The organism is Streptomyces sp. NPDC050439 (genome assembly GCF_040655335.1).
GTDB lineage: Bacteria > Actinomycetota > Actinomycetes > Streptomycetales > Streptomycetaceae > Streptomyces.
Genome location: NZ_JBFAJT010000010.1, coordinates 138,633 through 158,164, shown reverse-complemented (window position 1 = coordinate 158,164; position 19,532 = coordinate 138,633). Strand labels below are relative to the sequence as shown.

Below are 19,532 nucleotides of genomic sequence, written 5' to 3'. Positions count from 1 at the left end.
CGCCCGACGCCTTGGCCCGGGACCGATGGCTCCGCCGGTCGCAAGAAGCTCTCTCGCCTCATCCGGCGGACCCGGGGCTTCCACCGTCCGGACACCGGACAACCACCACGGCCGGAGTTCGCGAACCAGCCGAACTGTCCATGTGGTACTGCTCGCGGACCCCGGTTTCAGCCGGTGGTTCGTCGTGGGGGTAGCACCGGAGGCGGCTGGGGCAACTTGCCCTGGGTGACGCCCGCAACAGCCTCACCGACGTCCCCGAACAGCACATTCAGCGCGGGGCAACGGGGCGATCGTAGATGTTCTTGGGGGTGACGATCTCAGTGATCGCTCGGGCGACCAGCGAGGACGGCTCCTGACCGTCATGCGTGATGTCGGTGTTGAGCAGCAGAACCAAGGTCGCCTTCTGCGAGGGAAGGTAGACCGTCACGCTCTCGAAGCCCGGGATGGAGCCGTTGTGCCCGATCCAGCCGCCGGTCTTGAAGATGCCGAGGCCGTAGCTCGTGCCGGGGTGGCCGGTCGGCAGCATCCGGAGCCGCTGCTTCTGGGTCTCCGGGCGCAGCAGCGTCCCCGTGGCGACAGTCTTGGCCCAGCGGCGCAGGTCATGCAGGTTCGAGATCATCGCCCCAGCAGCTCCGGCCCAACTGGGGTTCCAGTCGGTGGAGTCCTCGACCTTGCCGCTCAGCGTCTGGTTCGTATAGCCGCGGGCATGCGGCTCGGGGAACTCGGGGCCGTCGGGGAACAGCGTGTGATCGAGGTGGGCGGGGTGGAGCACCCGCTTGTGGATGACGTCGGCGACGCGATGGCCGGTGACCTTCTCGATCACCAGGCCCAGAAGAACCAGGTTGCTGTTGGAGTACTGGAACTGCTTGCCCGGCGCGAAGGTGTTCCGGTGCTTGAAGCCGTACGCGAGCACCTCCCGCTGGGTGAACGAGCGGCCCGGGTCGCTGAGCAGATCGTGCACGAAGTCCGGGTCCTCGGTGTACGGGAACAAGCCGCTGCGCATCTCGGCGAGGTGGCGCAGCGTGATCCGGTGCCCCTTCGGCACGCCGTGGACGTAGCGGGAGATCGGGTCGTCAAGCCGGATGCGCCCGTCGTCCACGAGCTTGAGCAGGGCGGTCACCGTGAAGGTCTTGGTCTCGCTGCCGATCCGCGTGTACAGGTCAGTGGTCATCGGTCGGCCGGTGGTGGTGTCGGCGACCCCGCTCGCGCGTACGTAGCGTCCCTTGCCCGGCATCCACAGCCCGACGGTGACGCCGGGGATGTTGGCCTCCCGCCGGACCTTCTCGACGGCCTTGTCCAGTCGCGCGGTCATGGCACGGCTGAAGCCACCCGGCCGGTGCCCGTCCTTGTCGTGACGGTCGGCATCCGCGATGCGGGGGGCCGTACCGGCCGCAGCGGGAACCGCCCCCATCGGGGCCAGTAGGGACGCCGCCAAGATCGCAGCTGCGAGCAGGCGTCGGGAGGGAGTACGTCGCATGTCGGTGCGCTTCTTCCGGATCGGGGTTGAGGGTGCAACGGCACCATCCGGAGTCCGGTGGGAGGCTCTCCTGCGGCAGGCGTCCTTACGAATCCACTCGATCGGACCGATGTTCTTTTGGTTGCCGAAGCGATCCAGGCGGGGCGCGGGACGGCATGGCGGGATGGCCCCAGGGTCACCGCGCATGCCCGGCTTCGGGCGGCGCTACCAGGCGGTCATCGCGGGCAGCGGCAGCCTGGCGCCCTATTTCTGCAAGACGGTCACGTCGCTGCAGCCATGCCGGGCTGCGGACTGCTCGGCGAATTGACGCAGCGCTGCTCGCGCGTAGCGGAGCTGCGGCTTGGGGTCGTCGTCGTATTCGCGATAGTCGATCGCGAAAACCGCCGGTCGCGGTGAGCCGGGGCAGGCTGCCTCGGCCCGGAAGAGATAGTCCGTCACGAGTGCATCGGCGTTGGACAGACCCCGCGTCGTCTGCGTCTTGAACCGCTGATCGTCCGCGAAGGTTCCGTAGTAGGAGGACAAGCGGAACAGGGGCCTGTCCTTGCCGTCGATCAGCAGGCAATCCTCGACGGGCGCGTGGCCTGTTGCGGTCCCGTGGGCACGAGTGATCAGCCAACCTGGCGTCACGCCCGCGCACGTGCCACCGGCCTGAGCAAGGGCCGGTGCATCCGGGTATGTCTCTCGGCCGTAGTCGAGTGTCTCAACTCGCCTTATGTGCCCGCCAGTACGGGCGTCGCAGCCGTACTCGCGGGCTGCGGCCTGCGCGGTCTGCGTCGCGAACTGGGCCAGCCGCACGCGCTGTGCCGCCTCCTTGTAGGGGCGCGAGCCCCAGCTGTGCACGAACAACGACAGACTGTCCCCGGCGCGTGACCCCTTCGCGTTCTGGCAGTCAAGGGTGACAGTGGCCGCGGCGCCCTCGTCCTTGAGATTCACCATGCCCGACCAGCCCTTGCCGATCGGCACCGGAAGCGCCGTGCTGAAGGACCTGGCCTCTCGTCCCGAGACGGTGTGCGGGCCCCACGCCTTGGAGCGCCACTCCATCCGGACCACTGCCCGCTGCGTGTACCCGCCGGGCCCATCAAGCCAACAGATGACCGGCGGGGTGGAACCATCTGGGGACTTGCCTGCCGCGGAGCTGTGGCTTGTGTCGCCGCTGACATCATCGGTGCCGAGCAGCGTGCGTGCCTGGTCGACAGACACCGTGCCGTCGCAGGCATCGGCCACGGACCGCTCGTCGCGCCAGCGCTCGTAGCCGCCGCCGACGAAGAACCATCCCGCCACGAGGATCACCAATAGCGTCAGCGCAGCGGCACCAAACCGTACGCCGCGGTGTCGTACAAGCCCTGCCCACTGCACCCCGGAACCCCCGCTGAACTTGTCATGATCGCGTACGCGACATTACAACGCGGCTGTCTGATCAGGTTGACCGCCGCGGCACAGTCCACAAACGGGTCCAGGGCTGTCGCACGCGCGCGGCAGGGAACGGTCGCGCCACAACGGGCTCGTCGCGGTCGGGCGACACGAGAGGGGGCCGCGGCCGGACGGGCCTTACCGACTTCGGTGCCCGCCTTCGCGAGGTCGTCACCTGCCAGGACGGACGCCGAGCCAGTTCGCCGCATGTCCACAACCGACGGCTATTTCATTCCGGAAATCTTGAACAGCACGTGCGCGGTCTCGCTGTCGAACCGCCGGGACAACTGGCGCAGCGCCGTCGCGCCGCAGGTCATCAGCCCCGCATCGCAGGAGCAGCGTGCGTCATGCTCGAGGAGGGCCCACAGGTCAGGGTTGGCGGTGAGCACGGTGGGGTCGATCTCGACCCTGGCGCCGTACAGATCGCGCAGCACGAGACGCTGAGAGACCCCATCGATCCAGCGCACGGAGATCAGGCGGTCGGTGCGCACGCGCTTGGTGCGCAGCAACCCCCGTGAGGCCAGCCACCCTTGACCGGCGCTGACCTTGGGCGGAAGCAGGACCGCGAAGAGCAGTGTCGCGAGCGTGAACCACAGCGCGGTCCGCAGGAGCGTGAGCTCGCCACGGCCCGCGTCGAGCACGATCAGGAGCGCGAGCAGCACACCGGCGCACAGGATGGTGTCGCGCAGGTCGGCAGACCAGTGGCGGTCACGCGCCACGCGTTCGGGCGGTGGCGCGCCGGCTTCGGCTGATTCGGTACGAGGTCTCATGAGACCGAAGCTAGGGAGCGAGGCAGCCCTGCTACATCCGTGTTGACGAGCCCCTGATGCCGTGCGAAGCGAACCTTGACGGCTTGGACCGGCCTGTCCGCCTTCGGGCGTCAAGGCTGCGTGAAGACCGGGGTCTTCGGCGCGAAGAAGGCGCAAGGACGGTAGGAGAACAGCCGGGAGCGGACCGAACCTGACGGGACCTGACCTGACGGGACCTGACCTGACCAGGTTGAGCTCGAAGGAGTACGTGCATGTCCGTCCTGACCTCCGATTCCGGTCCCGCCTCCCCAGCCGAGGAGCCCCCGGCTACCGCGGAGCGCCCGGATGCCGGGGAGCGTCACCGCCTCACCGCCCTCACCGGCCTGGCTGCGCTCTCGCTCGACGCGATGGCGTCGGTGGCGTATGGCCCGGAGGCGATCGTGCTGGTCCTCGCTGCCGCCGGCGGCTTCGGCCTCGGCTTCACGCTTCCCGTGACCCTGGCGATCGCCGGCCTGCTCGCGGTCCTGGTCGCCTCCTACCGGCAGGTCATCGCGGCCTTCCCGAACGGCGGCGGATCGTATGCGGTGGCCAAGACACATCTGGGCCGACGCACCAGCCTGGTGGCCGCGGCTTCCCTTGTCCTGGACTACGTGCTGAACGTCGCGGTGGCCGTCACGGCGGGCGTCGCCGCGCTCACCTCCGCCTTCCCGGGGCTCTACGCCGAGCGGCTGCCCCTCTGCCTGGGTGTGCTGGTACTGATCACCGCGGTCAATCTGCGGGGCATCGTCGAATCGGCCAAGGCCTTCATCGTGCCGACCGCGGTCTTCGTCATCTCGATCCTGGTCCTGATCACCGCGGGCCTCTTCCGCGATGGCCCGGTCTCCACGGCCGCAGCCGACGGACACGGCTCGGTCGTCGCGGACAACGCGACCACGGTCGGGGCCCTGCTCCTGCTGAAGGCGTTCGCCTCCGGCTGCTCCGCACTGACCGGCGTCGAGGCCATCGCGAACGCCGTGCCCTCCTTCCGTAGCCCGCGGGCGCGCCGTGCCCAGCATGCCGAGGTCGCACTCGGCGCCATCCTCGGATTCATGCTGATCGGCCTCGCGGTACTCATCTCCCGCTTCGGCCTGCAACCGGTCGAGGGCGTCACCGTTCTCGCGCAGCTCGCGGATGCCTCGCTCGGACACAACTGGGGTTTCTACGTCATCCAGTTCGCGACCATGCTCCTGCTGGCGCTGTCCGCGAACACCTCTTTCGGCGGCCTGCCCGTCCTGCTCAAGCTGCTCGCCCGCGACAACTATCTGCCGCACGTCTTCGCGCTCAAGGCGGACCGTCAGGTGCACCGTCACGGCGTGCTGAGCTTGGCCGCCGTGTCGGCCGCGCTGCTGCTCTTCTCAGGCGGCGACACAAATACCCTCGTCCCGCTCTTCGCGATCGGTGTCTTTGTCGGCTTCACGGTCGCGCAGACCGGCATGGTCCTGCACTGGCGCCAGGTACGCGGGCCGAGATGGCTGGGCAAGGCCGCCCTCAACGGTCTGGGAGGGCTGCTCACGGGTGTTTCCGCGATCGTCGTCACGGCCACCAAATTCCACGACGGCGCCTGGCTCATCGTGATCGCCCTGCCTCTGCTGGTCGCCGCCTTCGAGGCGATTCAGCGCGCGTACGCCGGAATCGGGGACCGCCTCGGCATCGGCCGCGTACCCGAAGCCCCGCACCGCACCCGTTCGTTGGTGATCGTCCCGGTCTCCGGCCTTTCCCGACTCACCAGCGAGGCGCTCAACGCCGCTGTCTCCCTCGGCGACGAGGTACGCGCCGTCACCGTCACCCACCTCGAACCCGAGGACCGCGAGGCCGCCGCCGCTCTGCACCGTGACTGGGAGCTGTGGAATCCTGGCGTCGAGCTGGTGGAACTCAAGTCCGAGCACCGTACGGTCGGCCGCCCGGTCGCGGCGTACGTCCGGAGAATCTACGACTACCACCCGGGCACCCGCGTCACGGTCCTGATCCCCGAGGTCGAGCCGCCCAGACTCTGGCAGCGCCTGTTGCAGAACCAGCGCGGCGCGGTCGTCGCCCACGCGGTGCGCCGCGACACACCTGCGGTCATCTGCCGACTGCGGTTTCGTCTCCCCGGTCAAGCCCTGCACTGAGCACGCGCGCGAAGACGTCGCTGTCTAGGCACCGAACGACGCGCCAGCTCCTGCCCACCACGCCAGACTGAGCCACCCGCAGCCCGGAACCTCGTGCGGCGCGCGCGAGGAAAGCCCGGCCAAGCCCGCCACTGTGCCGTGACTGATGTGGGGGTGCTCAACTGGCCTGATGGACAGGAAGTTTCAGAGAATCAGCACTCACCGCGCCAGGTGACCCTCTTCCCTGTGACGCCGACGTAGTTCGTCTTGTAGGGGGAGTCTGGGGGGTAGTGGAAGCACTTGCTGAACGTGTTCCCGTTGTACTGCCAGGTGAAGGTGACGTGGTCGTATCCCGGTTGCGGATTCCCGTTGTTGTACACGGACCTGATGCCGTTGAGGGTGCCGGACCAGTTGCTGTACTTCGGGTACATCGTGCCGGTCTGGTTCGGTCCGGTGTACATACAGAATGCGCCCGGGGGACAGGCCGCGGTGGCGCCGGTGTCCCGAGCGGCGGCAGTACCGGAGAAGCTGACGGTCGCCGCCAGTGCTCCAATGGCTGCGACCATCCCAATGATCCTCATACGCATGGTGTGTACCCCCAGGTCAGGCTGCTGTTCGGACAGGATCAGCATCCTGGGCAGACCAGTCGGGGGGAACCTCTGACAACCGAGGGTCGAGTGCATTGACACGCTTGGTGTTGCAGGATGTCGTCGGGGAGAGCCGCGAAGAATCCGCATCCCGCCGCTACTGCGCCCTCGTTACGTCGAGTTTGGGCCGGCGGCGGGCGCGGTCTGTTCCTGCTTGCGGAATCGGGCCGACTTCAGATGCTCCGAATCACGTGGGAAACTGCCTTCCCCGCTGTGATGACGGCGTCGGCTTTCTCAGTGTCAGGCCTCTCCACCCCTTGCTCTTTCCCGGCTGCTCGCTTGCCGGCGTCGTAAGCAATGATGCGAGTGACGCGGCCGTTGTAGCGCATGACGGCCACCGAATAGTCGATGAATTCCCGCCGCTGCGCGGGTTCCATGTGATGGATGGTGGACAGGCTCCCGGACAGCATCGGCGCTGGTAGGTGGGTGGCCGTCTGCTGGTGGGCCATCTCCACTGTCACGCCCACATCCATGTCGATCGCCCGGAAAGTCGCTGCCTCAGCCTCCAGTTGGTCCTTGGCGGCGGCGCGTGCGACGAGGCGGAAGCGGCGCACTCGCGCGCGGCGTGTTCCTGGCCATGGGGCGCGGCTAGTGTGCCCCGCGTTTGAGGTGGGTCGCGGGGACGCAGCCTTTTGGGGTGGCGCGTAGAAGGAGAAGGCCGGACGCTCTGCCCGGGCACCCGGTGCGGGACGTGTCGCCGCCTTCCGGGCGGGGTTCTGGGGTGCGAAGGCCTGGCCGGGCGTGGGTGCTGGGCGTCGGTGCGGTAGGGGTGAGCTTGCTGCTCGTCGCGCTGATCGTCGTCGTGGCGCCGCGCCACCTGCTGGACTGGGACACTGCCGGAGCCCGCGTTCCCGACCGCGCGAAGGCGATCAACGACATTCGGACCACGCTGCTGCAGGGGCTGGCCGGAGTGGCATTGCTTGTCGGAGCCTTCTTCACCTGGCGGCAGTTGCAGGTGACGCGGTACGGACAGCTCAGCGAGCGATTTACCGCGGCGGTCGAGCAGTTGGGCAGCCCGAGCGTGGAGGTGCGCATCGGGGCGGTTTTCGCCCTGGAGAGGGTCGCAGTCGATTCCCGGGACGATCGCGAGGCCGTTTCCGAGGTGCTCTGCCTCTTCGCGCAACGCAACGCACTCGCCACACCGCTCGAAGCCCGCCCGGCTCCTCGCGACATCGCAAGAAGCGCTGAGGTGGCACTGGCGCACGCGGGTGACACTCTGCTGGTCCTCCGCTCCCCGGATGTGCACGCGGCGGTCACCGTGCTCGGCCGCGCTCCACGCCCCCAAGGGCTGACACTTCGTCTCCAGCGGGTGGACCTACGACGCTCGATGCTGGACCACGCAGATCTCGTCGACGCGGACCTGCACTATGCCGATCTGACGAACGTGCATCTGCAGGGAGCCCGGCTGCAAAGAGCCGACCTGTCCGGAACGTGGCTGGTCAGAGCCATACTTCTGGGGGCCGACCTGCGGCAGGCTTCTCTGCGGTCCGGGCTGCTGTGCCACGCTCGGCTCGACGACGCCGACCTGCGCGCGGCGGACTTGAGCAATGCCGACCTGACAGCGGCCGTCATCGGCGCCGCACGCTTCGAACTGGCCGATCTGCGCGGCGCGGTTCTGACGGGCACGGACCTGACCGGGGCGACGTTCACCGAGGCGGTGGCCGACACCACCACAGTCTGGCCTCACGGTTTCGACGCGGCAGCCGCCGGGGTGCTCTCCGCACACAACGCGCCGCCGATCCAGCCCCTGAGTTTCTTTCCGCAAGATCCCGCCTAGCGATGGGCTGCCTCACGTAACTGGAGCTGGGGTCAAGGCGAAGGTGCCAGAGATGGTCGCAGTCTTGGCCCGTGGCAGGGCTGAGCTGTACGGCGTGGGTTGGCGTGGGATCTAGAACACGTCGCGGAGGGTTTGCAGGAGGCGGGCGATGTTCGCTTCGTCGCGGCGGTAGTAGGTCCACTTGCCCCGCCGGGTGGCGATCACCAGCCCTGCCTGGCGCAGCATCGCGAGGTACTGCGAGGTGGTGGACTGTCCCAGACCTGCCCGCTGCTGGATGTCGCTCACGCAGACGCCGATCTCGACGTCGTCGGGCTCCTGGCCGGGAAAACCCATCGGCTTCTTGAGCCACACCAGTATCTGCCGACGGGCCGGGTTGGACAGGGCCCGGAACACGGCCAGCAACTCCTCCTCCGAAAACACGTGGTGATCGTAACGCAAGTACATATTGATAATTCGCGATGTGTCGATCTAAGGTCGTCGCATGTCGACCTTGATGCGTGTGATGGAACTGGTCCGCTTCGGTGACGCGGACACCGCCTTCGCCACCCGAGAACTGCCACGTCCTGCTCCCGGACCTGGGCAGGTGCTGGTGCGCGTGCTGGCCACATCCGTGAACCCTCTGGACCTGCAGACCCGGCGCGGCGACTACCGCGCCCAGCTGACGCTGCCCGCGGTGATCGGCAACGACGTGTCCGGCGTGGTGGTCGAGGCGGGCCCCGGGGCGGGTGACTTCCTGCCGGGGGACGAGGTCTGGTACCTGGCGCCGGTGTTCGCCGGGCAGGGAACCTACGCCGAGTTCCACGTGGTCGACCAGGCTCTGGTCGCCCGCAAGCCCGCACGGTTGTCGCACGTCGAGGCCGCCGCTCTCGCGCTCGTGGGTGTGACGGTGTGGGAGGCGCTGGTCGAACGCGCCGGGGTGCGGGCGGGGGAGCGGGTCTTGGTGCACGGCGGCGCAGGCGGAGTCGGCTCGGCCGCGATCCAGGTCGCCAGCGCGCTGGGAGCCGAGGTGGTGACCACCGCGCGCGCACGCGATCATGAGTTCGTCACCGAACTGGGAGCCGACATCGCGATCGACTTTTCGGCCGGCGACTATGTGCCCAGGTCCGCGCGCTGGGCGGGGTGGACGTCGTGCTGGACACGGTGGGCGGGGACACTCTGGCCCGCAGTCCTGAGGTCCTTGCCGACCGAGGCCGGCTGGTGTCCATCGTGGACATCCCCGAACCGCAGAACCTGCTTGCCGCGTGGGGCGTGAACGCGACCTACCACTTCCTCTTCGTCAGCCCCGGCCGGGCCAAGCTCGCGGCCCTGGGCCGACTGGTCGACCAGGGCAAACTCCGGCCGGTGATCGGTACCGTGCTCCCGCTGACCGACATCGCCCAGGCGCACACCCTGTTGGAGGGCGGTTCTGACGGTCGGAGTCGCAGACGCCCACGCGGCAAGATCGCCGTCGCTGTGCACCCCGTGGACGAGCCACCGAGCCGGGCCACGCCTTCGCCGTAGCTTGCTGCGCAATGCGTGCAGGTAATCCGGCCCGATACGGAACTTGCACTTGGGCGAGGGAGGTGACGGAGGCGACGGGGCGACGACTCGGGTGTTGCTCAGCTACCCGGAAGACTTGAACGTTGCATCTATGACGACCTGCGGACACGCCAGAGCCGCGGGTTCACGCAGGCCGCCGGTACGCCGTCCAGTTCCACTGCGCCTTGCAAGACGACGCCTGGTGCGTCGGAATGATCATGCAGTGGATGGCGAGTTCACGGCGTCGGCCCTGACACCGGCGGGGCGCCAGACCGGGGAGACGGTCGGACGGCAGGGTTCATCGCTGCCGGTTCCTCTGCACGCGGCGCTGCACTTCGGCGGAGGGGCATGCGGCCTCGGCCTGGTGCTCGCGGTCGGCATGGCGCCGTAGATCCTGCTCCTGCTGATCGGTGGCACGGTAGGTGACTGTTGATCACGCGCCACCGTGATGGTGTGGACCCCTCAGAGGTGACCGAGAGTGCTCTCAACATCATTTGCGTGTCCATGTGCAACAGGGGGTACACGGGCCTCATGGCCCTCACCTTGATGCGCCCCGCATACGACGTGTGGCGCCCAGGCGAGCACCATGGCCCGTTGAGGGGCAGCCGTCAGGCGTCCGTCGGTGCCATCGGGGCACTGGAGTTGGACCGGCCGAGTGAGGCACGTGGGGTGCGTGAGGCCGTCTGCCGGGCGGGGCTCATCGTCGAAACCGCCGGCCCCCGAGACGAGGTGGTCAAGCCGGTGCCTGCGCACTGACCGTGGCGGAGTAACCGCGCGAACAGCCCCTGGCGCGACTCGATGCGTCCTTCGACCACGTCGTCGACGCACGCACACCAGCCACCGGGAACCCGGACCGGAGACACCCCCACGCCCGCGCCCGCGCCTGCGACCGCCAGGCTGCGGGGCTGATGAACGGAGAATGGATGTCAGTCGACCTCATCGGCTTTCTGGGCGTGGTGCTGGTTGCCTATGTGGTCCCAGGGCCGGACTTTCTGGTGGTGCTCCGTTCAGCGGCCGAGCACCCCTCCCAAGGCCGGGCGGCAGCGCTGGGAGCCCAGGCGGGGCTGTGCGTGCACATGCTCGCCGCCGCCGTCGGCCTGTCCGTGATCGCTGCTCGTACACCCGTGGTGTACGACTCCATCAAACTCCTGGGCGCCGCCTATCTCGTCTACCTGGGCGTACGGGCGGTGCTTGCCGCGCGGCGCAACGCCCGGGAGCGTGCCGCCGCGGGCCCAGAACAGCGCACGAGCTTCCGCGCCGCCGCCCAAAACGTCCCGGGGCAACCGCAGTCGGCGGCCGCACGATGGCGCTCCAGCTTCACCCAGGGATTTTTCACCAACGTACTCAACCCGAAGGCGGCGCTGTTCTTCCTCAGCATCCTGCCGCAATTCGTCAACGGAGGCGGCTCCAGGACCCAGCAGATCTTCTTGCTGGGGATCTTGGATGTCCTCATCGGGGTCGGCTTCTGGTTCGCCCTGGTCGCGGTCGCCGTGCGACTACGCACCTTGTTGGCCCGGCCGAAGATCCGCCACCGCTGGGAGCTGACCACCGGCTGGCTGTTCATTGCCATGGGCATCGGGGTCGCCACCGCAGCTTGACCGCAATCACAAGTGGGGGTGCTCTATGAGGCCCGAGGTCTTCCTCGGCGGGTGGAGTGTCACTTACGCCACGACTGTAGCGTCGGGAGGGGGCCCGGCGGTTGGGTGGTCAGTGTGTGGCCGTCGGTGCGCCCGGTGAGCCAGCCCAACAGTTCCGCCGCTGGGCCGTTCACGCGCAGTCCCGGACCGTCGCCGATCACCCGGAGAATCTGATCTTCGTCGGCGCACAGCGTCATGGGTGGCGTGTGGGGGTTGGTGCGCAGTTTCGCGGTGGTCGTATCCAGTTCGCGGGCGGTGAAGAGGGCGGGCCAGTGAGCCGGTTGGTGACCGGTGGCCAGGTCGGTGTGGTGGACCTCCACCTCGCGCAGCATGCTGCCGACGGCGCGGCGCACCGGCCGCAGGCCGGCCCCGAGCCAGCGCACCGGCACGTCCCAGGCGTCGTGGGGATGGTCATCGGCTGCACAGAGGAAGCGGCGCAGCGCGGCGTCCATGTCGTCGAAGAGGGCGCCGGCGAGCCGACCGGCACCTTCCTCGATCTCCCGCTCGCGCTGGTCGTCGCTGGTGTATTGCGGCAGGTCGGCGCCCGTCCGCGCGGAGGTGAGCAGCCGGGTCCGCGAGTCGGCGCTGCGGGCGAGGTGCGTCAGGACGTGGGCGCGGGTCCAGTCGGGCAGCAGCGATGGCGCCCGTACGTCCTGGTCCGACAGTGCGGCCGCCGTCGCGAGCAGCCGGTCCACGCAGGTGCGCAGCAAGGGCAGGAGCGTGGCGATGCTGTCTTCTTCGTCATCGTGCGGCATGAGTCTCCGATGCGTGTGGTGGCGTCGCCCTACCTGTTCCCGGCATGCGACGTCGTGCACGCCTGTCACCGGTCTGAGCGGGCGAGGACAGCGCACCGACACGGGCCGGTCAAGAAGCGACGTACCTGCGCCACCATCTGCGGCGCCGTTCGATGATGGGATGGTGTTGCCCCGCTGTAGTGGCTTGGCCAGCAGCGCACGGCAACGGCCTGCGCGGGCGGGCGTCACGGTTGGACGTCCCACCCGCGCAGGGCAGCGAACATTTCGCGGATGACTTGCCGAGCAGCAGTGCTCAGCTACGGGCCCGTCGTGTCCGGTCCAGGAGGATGAGGGGCACGGCGGCCGCAGCGAGGGCGGCTCCGATCCAGCTGACCGACGTGAGAGCGGCGCCGTGGGTGAGTACCGCTGCGGCCAGTACGGGGGTGATGCTGATGCCCAGTTGGAAGGCCGAGACGGTGGTGGCACCGGCGAGAGTCGGGGCATCGGCCGCGATGGCGAAGACCCGTCCGTACAACGCCGGATTCAGCACGAATGCGGCGACACCGAGCAGGAACACCGTGGGCAGCACGGCCCAGACCCGGTGAACGGCCGCCACCATCAGGAGCGACAGCAGCGCGGTTGCCAGGGCGCCGGTGAGCAGAGCGAGGTGGGGGCGCCGGTCGGCGATCCGGCCGCCGATGGAGAGCCCGGCGAAAGCCCCGGCGCCGAACAGCGCGAGGACCGCCGGGATCCAGCTCTCGGGCATCTTCGTGATCTCGTCGAGCATCGCCGCCAGGTAGTTGAACGTGATCATGTATGCCGCGGTGGTCAGGACCGTGATCGCGTAGATGCCCCACAGCGATGGCTTGCGCATCGTGGCCAGCTCTGCCGCCACCTTCGGCCGCCCGGCGGGCGTGGCGCCAGGGCGAGCGGCAGGGAGACCGACCAGGCAGCCGACCATCCCGACGACGGTCAGCACCACGACTGCCCAGAAACCGCCGCGCCAGGTGGTGAAGTGGCTCAGCAGCGTGCCCGCCGGTCCGCCGGCGACCATCGCCACGCTCAGACCGCTGACCACGACGGCGGAGGCCCGCGCGGTGAGGTCCGGCGTCACCAGCCGCTGCGCGGTCACCGAGGCGACGGCGAAGAATCCGGCGTAGGCGATGCCCGATACTGTCCTGCTGAGCAGCAGGACCTGGTAGTTGCCCAGCAAGCCGGCCGCCACACTCGCGGCGAAGACGGCCTGAGTGGCCACGAGCGTGGTGCGCCGCGGCCAGCGCAGGCTGAGCACGGCGAACGGGGGCCCGCCGAGCACGACGCCGACCGCGAACGCCGTGATGAGCAGCCCGGCGGAGGGCAGCGTCACGTTCAGATCGTCGGCGACCGACGGCAGCACGCCGGCCAGCAAAAACTCCGCGCTTCCCATGGCGAACAAACTGAAGCCCAGCAGGTACACCCCCGCGGGCAGGCGGTCGGCGCGTCCGCCCCAACGCCGCCCGGCAGCCATGGTCGTCGATTCCGTCCCGACCGGATCCATCCCCATTGTGTCCATTCGGATCACCTCCGCCCACAGGATCCGCAGCCCTGGCCGATATCGGCAAAAGGCGTTGCCGTTTCCGGGACGGAATGGTTGCCTGCTGCTCATGGACGATCAACCGAGTGTCGATGCGGTCATCGAGCAGATCGCCCCCCGGCTGCGGCGCGCGCGCGAGAAGAAGGACCTGAGCCTGGCCGAACTCGCCCGCGCCACCGGCATTTCGACCAGCACGTTGTCCCGCCTGGAATCCGCGCAGCGCAAGCCGAGCCTGGAGCTTCTCCTGCCGGTCACCGCGGCGCTGGGCATCCCCTTGGACGAGATCGTCGCCGCGCCGCGGATCCTCGACCCGCGCGTACAGCAGCAGCCTTCCAGGAAGAACGGCCGCGTACTGGTCCCGCTGTCCCGGCAGCAGGCGGAACCGCGTGCGTACAAGTTGACGATCCCGGCCCACGACACGGAGCCCCATCTGCGCACCCATGCGGGCCACGAATGGCTCTACGTGCTCCGCGGACGGCTGCGCGTTCAGCTGGGCGAGCGCGACTTCATCGTCGGGGCAGGGGAGGCCGCCGAGTTCGACTGCCGCATTCCGCACTGGTTCGGTGCCGCCGGGCGCGGCAGCGTCGAAGCGCTGAGCCTGTTCGGCAAGCAGGGCGAGCGCATCCACTTCCATACAGCGAGGCGGTGACGACCGATTCCGGGACGGCGTACGGGACACAGCCACCCGACGGGATAGGTCCGCCCACGACTGAGCCGTGATGCACTGAACCGGTAGACGTGCAGGGGACGTTGGCGGGTGCTGTACGTCTACCGAGCGTGGCGAAGCAGCTGGGCTGTTCCAGCAGAGTGGAATGATCGACATAAGGTGTCGTCCATGTCTACCCCACACAGTCAGCACGCCGCCCGTCTCGGGCGGCGGTTTGCGCTGATAGCCGTCGGTGCGATCACGGTGTGCGCCGTCAGTGCCTGCTACCCCTCCGAGGCCGAGTCGTCGAAAGACGCCGCCGGCAAAGGATCCGAGGCTCCTAAGAAGCTGCGGATCGGTCAGCCGAGCCCGGAGCAGGAGATTTCCAGCTACAAGAAGACCGCCAAGTTCGTGTTCACGCCGACGAAGGTCGTTGAGGGCAAGCCGAAGGATCTTGACGAGCTCGATGAGCCCGACAAGTACGCGGGCAAGAAGGTCGTGTGGGTCTACGTCAACGCCCGCCACGTCGGAGGCGACGCGCTCAGAAAGCCGCCGTCGGTGATGAGCAATGTCAATGTCGAGACCGCGTCGGGCCCGGGCACGAAGTTCATCCTCATCGGTGCGCTCAGCAGCACGCCCAAGGACTGCAACCTTCTCAACGGTGTCAAAGAACTCGGGACCGAAGACGTGTGGAAGAAGGGCGAGAAGCGCACTGTCTGCGACCCCTACCTCATCCCCGAAGGGGACAAGGTGGACAAGGTCACCTACTCCCAGGGGTACTACAACGAGCCTCTGAAGTGGAACGTGAAGTAACCCGTGCCTGCGCGGGTCCTGCGGCGGGGCGTCGCTCAGCCATCCAGTAGCAGGTAGGCGATGACGAAGGCCACGAGGGCGTGCCCGGCGACACTCAACCGCAGTCCCCAGATGTACTCGCGGCTGTGGTGTTTCCAAACGCCCCCGCTGCCCGCCCATAACTCGCGGGCGTGCCTGGCATTGGCAGAGGCCAGGCATCGAACCAGTGCCATGCGGGCCCGGTGTATGGCCTGCACGTACCGGAAGAAGAGCGCCGACCCGATGAGAGCTATGCCAACGCCCAGGACCAAAACGGTCCGAAGGGCCAGAGGAAGCCCTATGAGCCGTGAGAACGGGAGCTGTGTCAGCGTCACCAGGATGGCCGTGAGCGACACCGTCACGTACATGTTCACGTGCTTCGCGTCTTCACCAGCCATCTCAGCCAGGGCAGTGATGTACTGCAACTTCCGTTCTTCAGGCCCATCCAGATCTGAGTGATCTGGCGGAAACGAATGATCTGCCACGGCGCCCCCCTGGTATGGCCTTCGGCCTTCTGGGAACAATGCCCAAACCGTGGCTGTGGACACCACTCACTCACGAGCCCGAAGCCGCAGCAGTTCGCACGACCGGATGGCACGCCCCGGGCCTCCGCCCGCGAACGGGGGCGCCGTCACCAGTACTGGATCATCACCTTGGTCAGGACGATGACCCCCACACCGAGCACACCGAGACCAAAAACCATCCCGAACATGTCCTTACCTGGCTGAGGTTCGCAGCCAGTGGCCTTGTCCGGCTCGTCGCATGTGTAGTACACCAGCGCCTCGTCGCCCGGCTCGCGGCCGGCCGGGCCGCCTGACTCCTTGAAGCGGACGGCCAGTCCGTCCGCCGTCGTGAAGTCGTACTCGTGCCACTGAATGCGCCGCGCCACGTTGTTGACCATCTGGACAGTGACCCAGGCGCGCACCACCCGCGCCGGCGCAGTGAGTCCGCTCTCCCACGCCGTTCGGCGTTGCCGCGTTCGGCGCACGATCGCGTAGGCGGCCCAGAACATCAGCACGATGAACAGCGGGAAGAGTATGTGGAAGACAAAATCCATGTCGTATGTACCCCCGTACATGTGGAAAGCGATCGATGCGCGCGCCGCGCGGCAGTCGATCACGGTGCACGGGGACCCTATCCGAGTGTGTCAGGGGCATGGCATCTGGGCGGCGGTGGACGGTGAGGCGCTGAAGGGCCGAGGACTCGGTTGGGGCCGGGCGGGAGCCGGGCACCCCCGGCCGCTTTCCACACGCCGCTCTCGTGATCCGGAGCAGTTCAGTTCGACCGGGAACGAGTAGCGGGGCGGGGCCCTGACCGGCGAAGGCGCCGAGAGCGCCCAGTGTGTTGTGCCGGCCAGACCGCGCAGTCAGTCACGTCCGCAACGACGAATCGGCACGTCTGGAGCCACACCCCCGGGGTACACGACGGCGTGTTGTCCACTGCAAGCCCCCTTGAGACCCCGAAGAACTGCGAGGCCTGATGACCGCCAAGCCGTCGACCGAGCAACCGTCGAGCACACCGGCGGCGGCCGAGCAAGCGCCCAGCGAGCAGGCCGCAGAGAATAAGTCGTCGAAGGACCAGGAGACGAAAACCACCGTGTGGGTGGCGCTTGCCGCGAACCTGGTCATCGCCGTGGCCAAGGTGGCGGGCGGACTGTTCGCGGGCTCACCCGCGCTTCTCTCAGAGGCAGCCCACTCGATCGCCGACAGCATGAACGAGGTCTTTCTGCTGGCCGCGCTGCGCCGCAGCCGTAAGCCGGCCGACCCCCAACACCCCTTCGGTTACGGCAAGGAACGCTTCTTCTGGTCCCTGCTCGCCGCCGTGGGCATCTTCGTCACCGGTGGATGCTTCTCCGTCTTCCAGGGCATCGAGGCGCTGCGCTCTGAAAGCTCCGAGACCACGACCGGCTACATCATCGGTCTGGTCGTGCTCGGAGTCGCCTTCTTCGCCGAGGGTGCTTCCCTGGTCCGTGCGCTGTGGCAGGTGCGGAGGCAGGAGGGCGGCATCGGCTCCGACCCGGCCTTGCGCACCGTCATTGCCGAGGACGGTACCGCCGTGCTCGGCGTGACCCTCGCGATGATCGGCATGGGACTGCACATGGCGACCGGCGAGGTCGTCTACGAGGCGGCTGCCTCCATAGCGATCGGCCTGCTGCTCGTCGCGGTGGCCTACCGCCTGGGCAAGGAGGCCAGGGAGCAGCTCATCGGCGAGGCCGTCGACCCCGAACTGCGCGAGGAAATAGCGCACTTCCTCGCCGAGCAGCCCGAGATCGACCGTGTCGCCAGCCTGCTCACGATGCGGCTCGGCATGGACTCGACGCTCGTCGCCGCCCGCATCGACCTCGCGCCCGGCCGGGACAGCGAGGTGGTGGAACTCGTCATGGAGCGCATCAAGGCCGGCGTGGTCGAATGCTGGCCGCAGGCCGACCAGGTCTTCCTCGACGTCACCGAAGCGCCACCCGTGCCGGGCGCCGAGGTCGACCAGGACCTCACGGCGCGGTAGAAGACGTTGCCCGCCGCCACGGACAAGCTTCTCCGTTGACCGTGGCGGTTGACCGCGGCAGCACAGTCAGTCCGGCAGCTGCCGGAGGCGTTTGCTATTGCTTGTTCCTCCGCAGCCGGACTGCCGCGTCCACGGAAGGCTGGCCCGGGCACGATGGGGCCCGGGCCACAGAGTTGTTTCGCCGAGGCCAGTGGCGCATACATCACCGGGACGGGACGTTCGATTCCTCTGGCCCAACGCGCCGCGCATGCCGGAATGTTGACGTCTGCATGGCGCACCGCCTGGGCCCGTCAGCGGCTCCATGTACCTGCGGAAGGGCTGCGGGCTCGCACCGCACCTCGTGTCGCTGCCAGCCGCAGCCGCGGCGCCCTCTCACCGGCCATGCAGGTTGCCGTCCGACGTGAGTTGTCGGGATCAGATCCGTCGAGCGCGGCCCTTCTTGATCCATTGCCACCTGATGGTGCAGGCCATGAAGGGCGAAATGAGCATCGATAGCATCCACAAGCCCACACTTGCGGGGGAGTAGATGTAGTAGTGCCACGCCACCGGCAGCAACGAAGGCGCGAGCAGCAGGACGATCAGCCCACCCCACACGGCCAACGTTACGGCTGCGATGCGTGCCCCCACCATTCTCCCCACCTTTTACCGAACCGACGGACTCCTTGGGGAGGACCGTAACGCTTACCCCATCCCCCCTGCGCCCGGGGGCGGGGACGGCAGCCCAGTAGCTGACCACGAGCCCCGGCACGGTAGGACGGTGTCTCGACCATGGCTCGCGGATGTGACGTGCCTGGCATGATCCCCTCCTATGAGTTCTGGTGCATGGAGTACGCACGCGGTGGAGTTGACTGCTGACCACGTGGTCAAACGGTTCCCCGGAGGGGACGGCGGGTGCGCCGAGCGTGAATGGCGTGCCCTGCGACTCTTGTCCGTTCATGCACCAGGGCTGGCCCCTGAGCCCGGGGAGGCCGACATCACCAAGACCGGGTCAACCGTGGTGATGTCTCGTCTTGCCGGTGTGCCCTTACGGGGGTTCGTTTTGAGAGACGAGCAGGTCAGGGCACTGGCTGAGGCAGCACGCAGGATGTATGCCGCAGTGCCCGCCGACACGCTTCGTGAGGTGCCGATCAGGCCCGGACAGCAAAGCGATCTCATCGCTCACCTCAAGGGCTGGGCAGCCACTGCCCGTCCCGCGGTTTTGGATGGCCCGGTGGCACGGGCCATGGACTGCGGGCTGGACTGGCTCGCCCACTCGGGCCTGGATGCGAACCCAACTGTGGGTGTTCCACCGGTATTCGGTCCGGGAGACGGCAACCTTGCCAACTACCTCTGGGATGGCTCCAGCGTCCGGGTGGTCGACTTTGAGGATTCGGGTCGCAGCGACCGCGCATTCGAGCTTGCGGAGATCACCGAGCACGTGGGGAGCTGGGTGGAGCACCCGCTCGATGTCCCGTTGTTCTTGAGTCACTTCGACCTGTCCGCATCTGAAACCGCACGGCTTGAGCACTGCCGCCGACTCCTCGCCTTGGTCTGGCTGTTCCTCCTGAACTTCGACAACACAAGGAACCCCGCCGGCACGGCGGAGCGGCAGGCTGACCGTCTGATGAACCTGCTTGCCTGAAGGAATGTGTCTCCCGCCGACGCATGCATGCTTCGGTGGGCCAGGTGGCTAGGCGGCCCACGGCATCACGTTGCCGTAGGCGATGCCGCGGTGTGTTGCTGACGGAGCTGCAGGCCACTGGCCTGCAAGACGTGGGTGACACCGCGGTCGATGATCCACACCTCCGCTCCCTGAGAGGCCGGTCCATCCATGCGGGACTTTCACCGGCTGACCAGCCCGGCCCGGCCCAGTCCGGCAGCGAGCGTAGTCGTCGGGGGCGGGACCCCGGCGGGCGGTGCCTGGGC

Annotated in this window: 21 protein-coding genes; 10 read left to right on the top strand and 11 right to left on the bottom strand. The window is 67.9% G+C overall.

Annotated elements, in window-relative coordinates; translation table 11 throughout:
* Positions 1-268: 268 nt before the first annotated feature.
* From AB0I66_RS35390 to AB0I66_RS35380, 3 genes are all read right to left on the bottom strand, one after another.
* Complete coding sequence (locus AB0I66_RS35390) at positions 269-1,477, bottom strand: serine hydrolase domain-containing protein (protein ID WP_363212130.1); 1,209 nt, start codon at positions 1,475-1,477, stop codon at positions 269-271.
* 243 nt (positions 1,478-1,720) lie between these two features.
* Positions 1,721-2,770, bottom strand: coding sequence for a hypothetical protein (locus tag AB0I66_RS35385; RefSeq protein ID WP_363212129.1), 1,050 nt, complete (start codon positions 2,768-2,770; stop codon positions 1,721-1,723).
* A gap of 341 nt (positions 2,771-3,111) precedes the next feature.
* A complete protein-coding gene (locus AB0I66_RS35380) occupies positions 3,112-3,657 on the bottom strand; it encodes a hypothetical protein (protein ID WP_363212128.1) in 546 nt (181 codons plus the stop codon).
* A gap of 251 nt (positions 3,658-3,908) precedes the next feature.
* Between AB0I66_RS35380 and AB0I66_RS35375 the strand changes: the two genes are divergently transcribed.
* Complete coding sequence (locus tag AB0I66_RS35375) at positions 3,909-5,783, top strand: APC family permease (RefSeq protein WP_363212127.1); 1,875 nt, start codon at positions 3,909-3,911, stop codon at positions 5,781-5,783.
* A gap of 191 nt (positions 5,784-5,974) precedes the next feature.
* Here AB0I66_RS35375 and AB0I66_RS35370 read toward each other — a convergent pair whose 3' ends face one another.
* Together AB0I66_RS35370 and AB0I66_RS35365 are read right to left on the bottom strand one after the other, a co-directional pair.
* Complete coding sequence (locus AB0I66_RS35370; RefSeq protein WP_363212126.1) at positions 5,975-6,394, bottom strand: peptidase inhibitor family I36 protein; 420 nt, start codon at positions 6,392-6,394, stop codon at positions 5,975-5,977.
* Between the two features lie 188 nt (positions 6,395-6,582).
* Positions 6,583-6,963: a hypothetical protein gene (locus tag AB0I66_RS35365; RefSeq protein ID WP_363212125.1), complete on the bottom strand. Its 381-nt coding sequence runs from the start codon at positions 6,961-6,963 to the stop codon at positions 6,583-6,585.
* 221 nt (positions 6,964-7,184) lie between these two features.
* Here AB0I66_RS35365 and AB0I66_RS35360 point away from each other — a divergent pair, with 221 nt between their 5' ends.
* On the top strand, positions 7,185-8,186 hold the full coding sequence (locus AB0I66_RS35360) for a pentapeptide repeat-containing protein (RefSeq protein ID WP_363212124.1): 1,002 nt from the start codon (positions 7,185-7,187) through the stop codon (positions 8,184-8,186).
* 111 nt (positions 8,187-8,297) lie between these two features.
* Here AB0I66_RS35360 and AB0I66_RS35355 read toward each other — a convergent pair whose 3' ends face one another.
* Entirely contained in the window at positions 8,298-8,606 is a 309-nt protein-coding gene (locus tag AB0I66_RS35355) for a metalloregulator ArsR/SmtB family transcription factor (protein ID WP_363212123.1), read from the bottom strand.
* A gap of 61 nt (positions 8,607-8,667) precedes the next feature.
* Here AB0I66_RS35355 and AB0I66_RS35350 point away from each other — a divergent pair, with 61 nt between their 5' ends.
* From AB0I66_RS35350 to AB0I66_RS35335, 4 genes are all read left to right on the top strand, one after another.
* Positions 8,668-9,438, top strand: a complete 771-nt coding sequence (locus AB0I66_RS35350) for an alcohol dehydrogenase catalytic domain-containing protein (protein WP_363212122.1) — start codon at positions 8,668-8,670, stop codon at positions 9,436-9,438.
* A complete protein-coding gene (locus AB0I66_RS35345) occupies positions 9,327-9,686 on the top strand; it encodes a zinc-binding dehydrogenase (RefSeq protein WP_363212370.1) in 360 nt (119 codons plus the stop codon). The genes AB0I66_RS35350 and AB0I66_RS35345 overlap by 112 nt, the downstream gene beginning before the upstream one ends.
* A gap of 241 nt (positions 9,687-9,927) precedes the next feature.
* Positions 9,928-10,095 carry a hypothetical protein gene (locus AB0I66_RS35340; protein WP_363212121.1) on the top strand — a complete coding sequence of 56 codons (168 nt, stop codon included), beginning with the start codon at positions 9,928-9,930 and terminating at the stop codon, positions 10,093-10,095.
* A gap of 532 nt (positions 10,096-10,627) precedes the next feature.
* The gene (locus AB0I66_RS35335; RefSeq protein ID WP_363212120.1) at positions 10,628-11,302 is read left to right on the top strand and encodes a LysE family translocator; all 675 of its coding nucleotides are present in this window, start codon (positions 10,628-10,630) and stop codon (positions 11,300-11,302) included.
* Between the two features lie 59 nt (positions 11,303-11,361).
* Here AB0I66_RS35335 and AB0I66_RS35330 read toward each other — a convergent pair whose 3' ends face one another.
* Positions 11,362-12,096, bottom strand: coding sequence for a maleylpyruvate isomerase family mycothiol-dependent enzyme (locus AB0I66_RS35330; protein WP_363212119.1), 735 nt, complete (start codon positions 12,094-12,096; stop codon positions 11,362-11,364).
* 292 nt (positions 12,097-12,388) lie between these two features.
* Positions 12,389-13,627 (bottom strand): MFS transporter, encoded by a 1,239-nt coding sequence (locus AB0I66_RS35325; protein ID WP_363212118.1) that lies wholly within the window; start codon positions 13,625-13,627, stop codon positions 12,389-12,391.
* Between the two features lie 91 nt (positions 13,628-13,718).
* Here AB0I66_RS35325 and AB0I66_RS35320 point away from each other — a divergent pair, with 91 nt between their 5' ends.
* The gene (locus AB0I66_RS35320) at positions 13,719-14,297 is read left to right on the top strand and encodes an XRE family transcriptional regulator (RefSeq protein ID WP_363212117.1); all 579 of its coding nucleotides are present in this window, start codon (positions 13,719-13,721) and stop codon (positions 14,295-14,297) included.
* Between the two features lie 186 nt (positions 14,298-14,483).
* The gene (locus AB0I66_RS35315; protein ID WP_363212116.1) at positions 14,484-15,107 is read left to right on the top strand and encodes a hypothetical protein; all 624 of its coding nucleotides are present in this window, start codon (positions 14,484-14,486) and stop codon (positions 15,105-15,107) included.
* 35 nt (positions 15,108-15,142) lie between these two features.
* Here the strand turns inward: AB0I66_RS35315 and AB0I66_RS35310 are convergent, their stop codons facing one another.
* Complete coding sequence (locus tag AB0I66_RS35310) at positions 15,143-15,610, bottom strand: hypothetical protein (protein WP_363212115.1); 468 nt, start codon at positions 15,608-15,610, stop codon at positions 15,143-15,145.
* A 146-nt stretch (positions 15,611-15,756) separates the two neighbouring features.
* A complete protein-coding gene (locus AB0I66_RS35305; protein WP_363212114.1) occupies positions 15,757-16,245 on the bottom strand; it encodes a DUF3592 domain-containing protein in 489 nt (162 codons plus the stop codon).
* 359 nt (positions 16,246-16,604) lie between these two features.
* Between AB0I66_RS35305 and AB0I66_RS35300 the strand changes: the two genes are divergently transcribed.
* A complete protein-coding gene (locus AB0I66_RS35300) occupies positions 16,605-17,627 on the top strand; it encodes a cation diffusion facilitator family transporter (protein WP_363212113.1) in 1,023 nt (340 codons plus the stop codon).
* A 414-nt stretch (positions 17,628-18,041) separates the two neighbouring features.
* Here AB0I66_RS35300 and AB0I66_RS35295 read toward each other — a convergent pair whose 3' ends face one another.
* Positions 18,042-18,257, bottom strand: a complete 216-nt coding sequence (locus AB0I66_RS35295; protein WP_363212112.1) for a hypothetical protein — start codon at positions 18,255-18,257, stop codon at positions 18,042-18,044.
* Positions 18,258-18,435: 178 nt separating this feature from the next.
* On the opposite strand from AB0I66_RS35295, the gene AB0I66_RS35290 reads away from it, so the two are divergent.
* The gene (locus AB0I66_RS35290; RefSeq protein ID WP_363212111.1) at positions 18,436-19,248 is read left to right on the top strand and encodes a phosphotransferase; all 813 of its coding nucleotides are present in this window, start codon (positions 18,436-18,438) and stop codon (positions 19,246-19,248) included.
* The last annotated feature ends 284 nt before the right edge of the window (positions 19,249-19,532 follow it).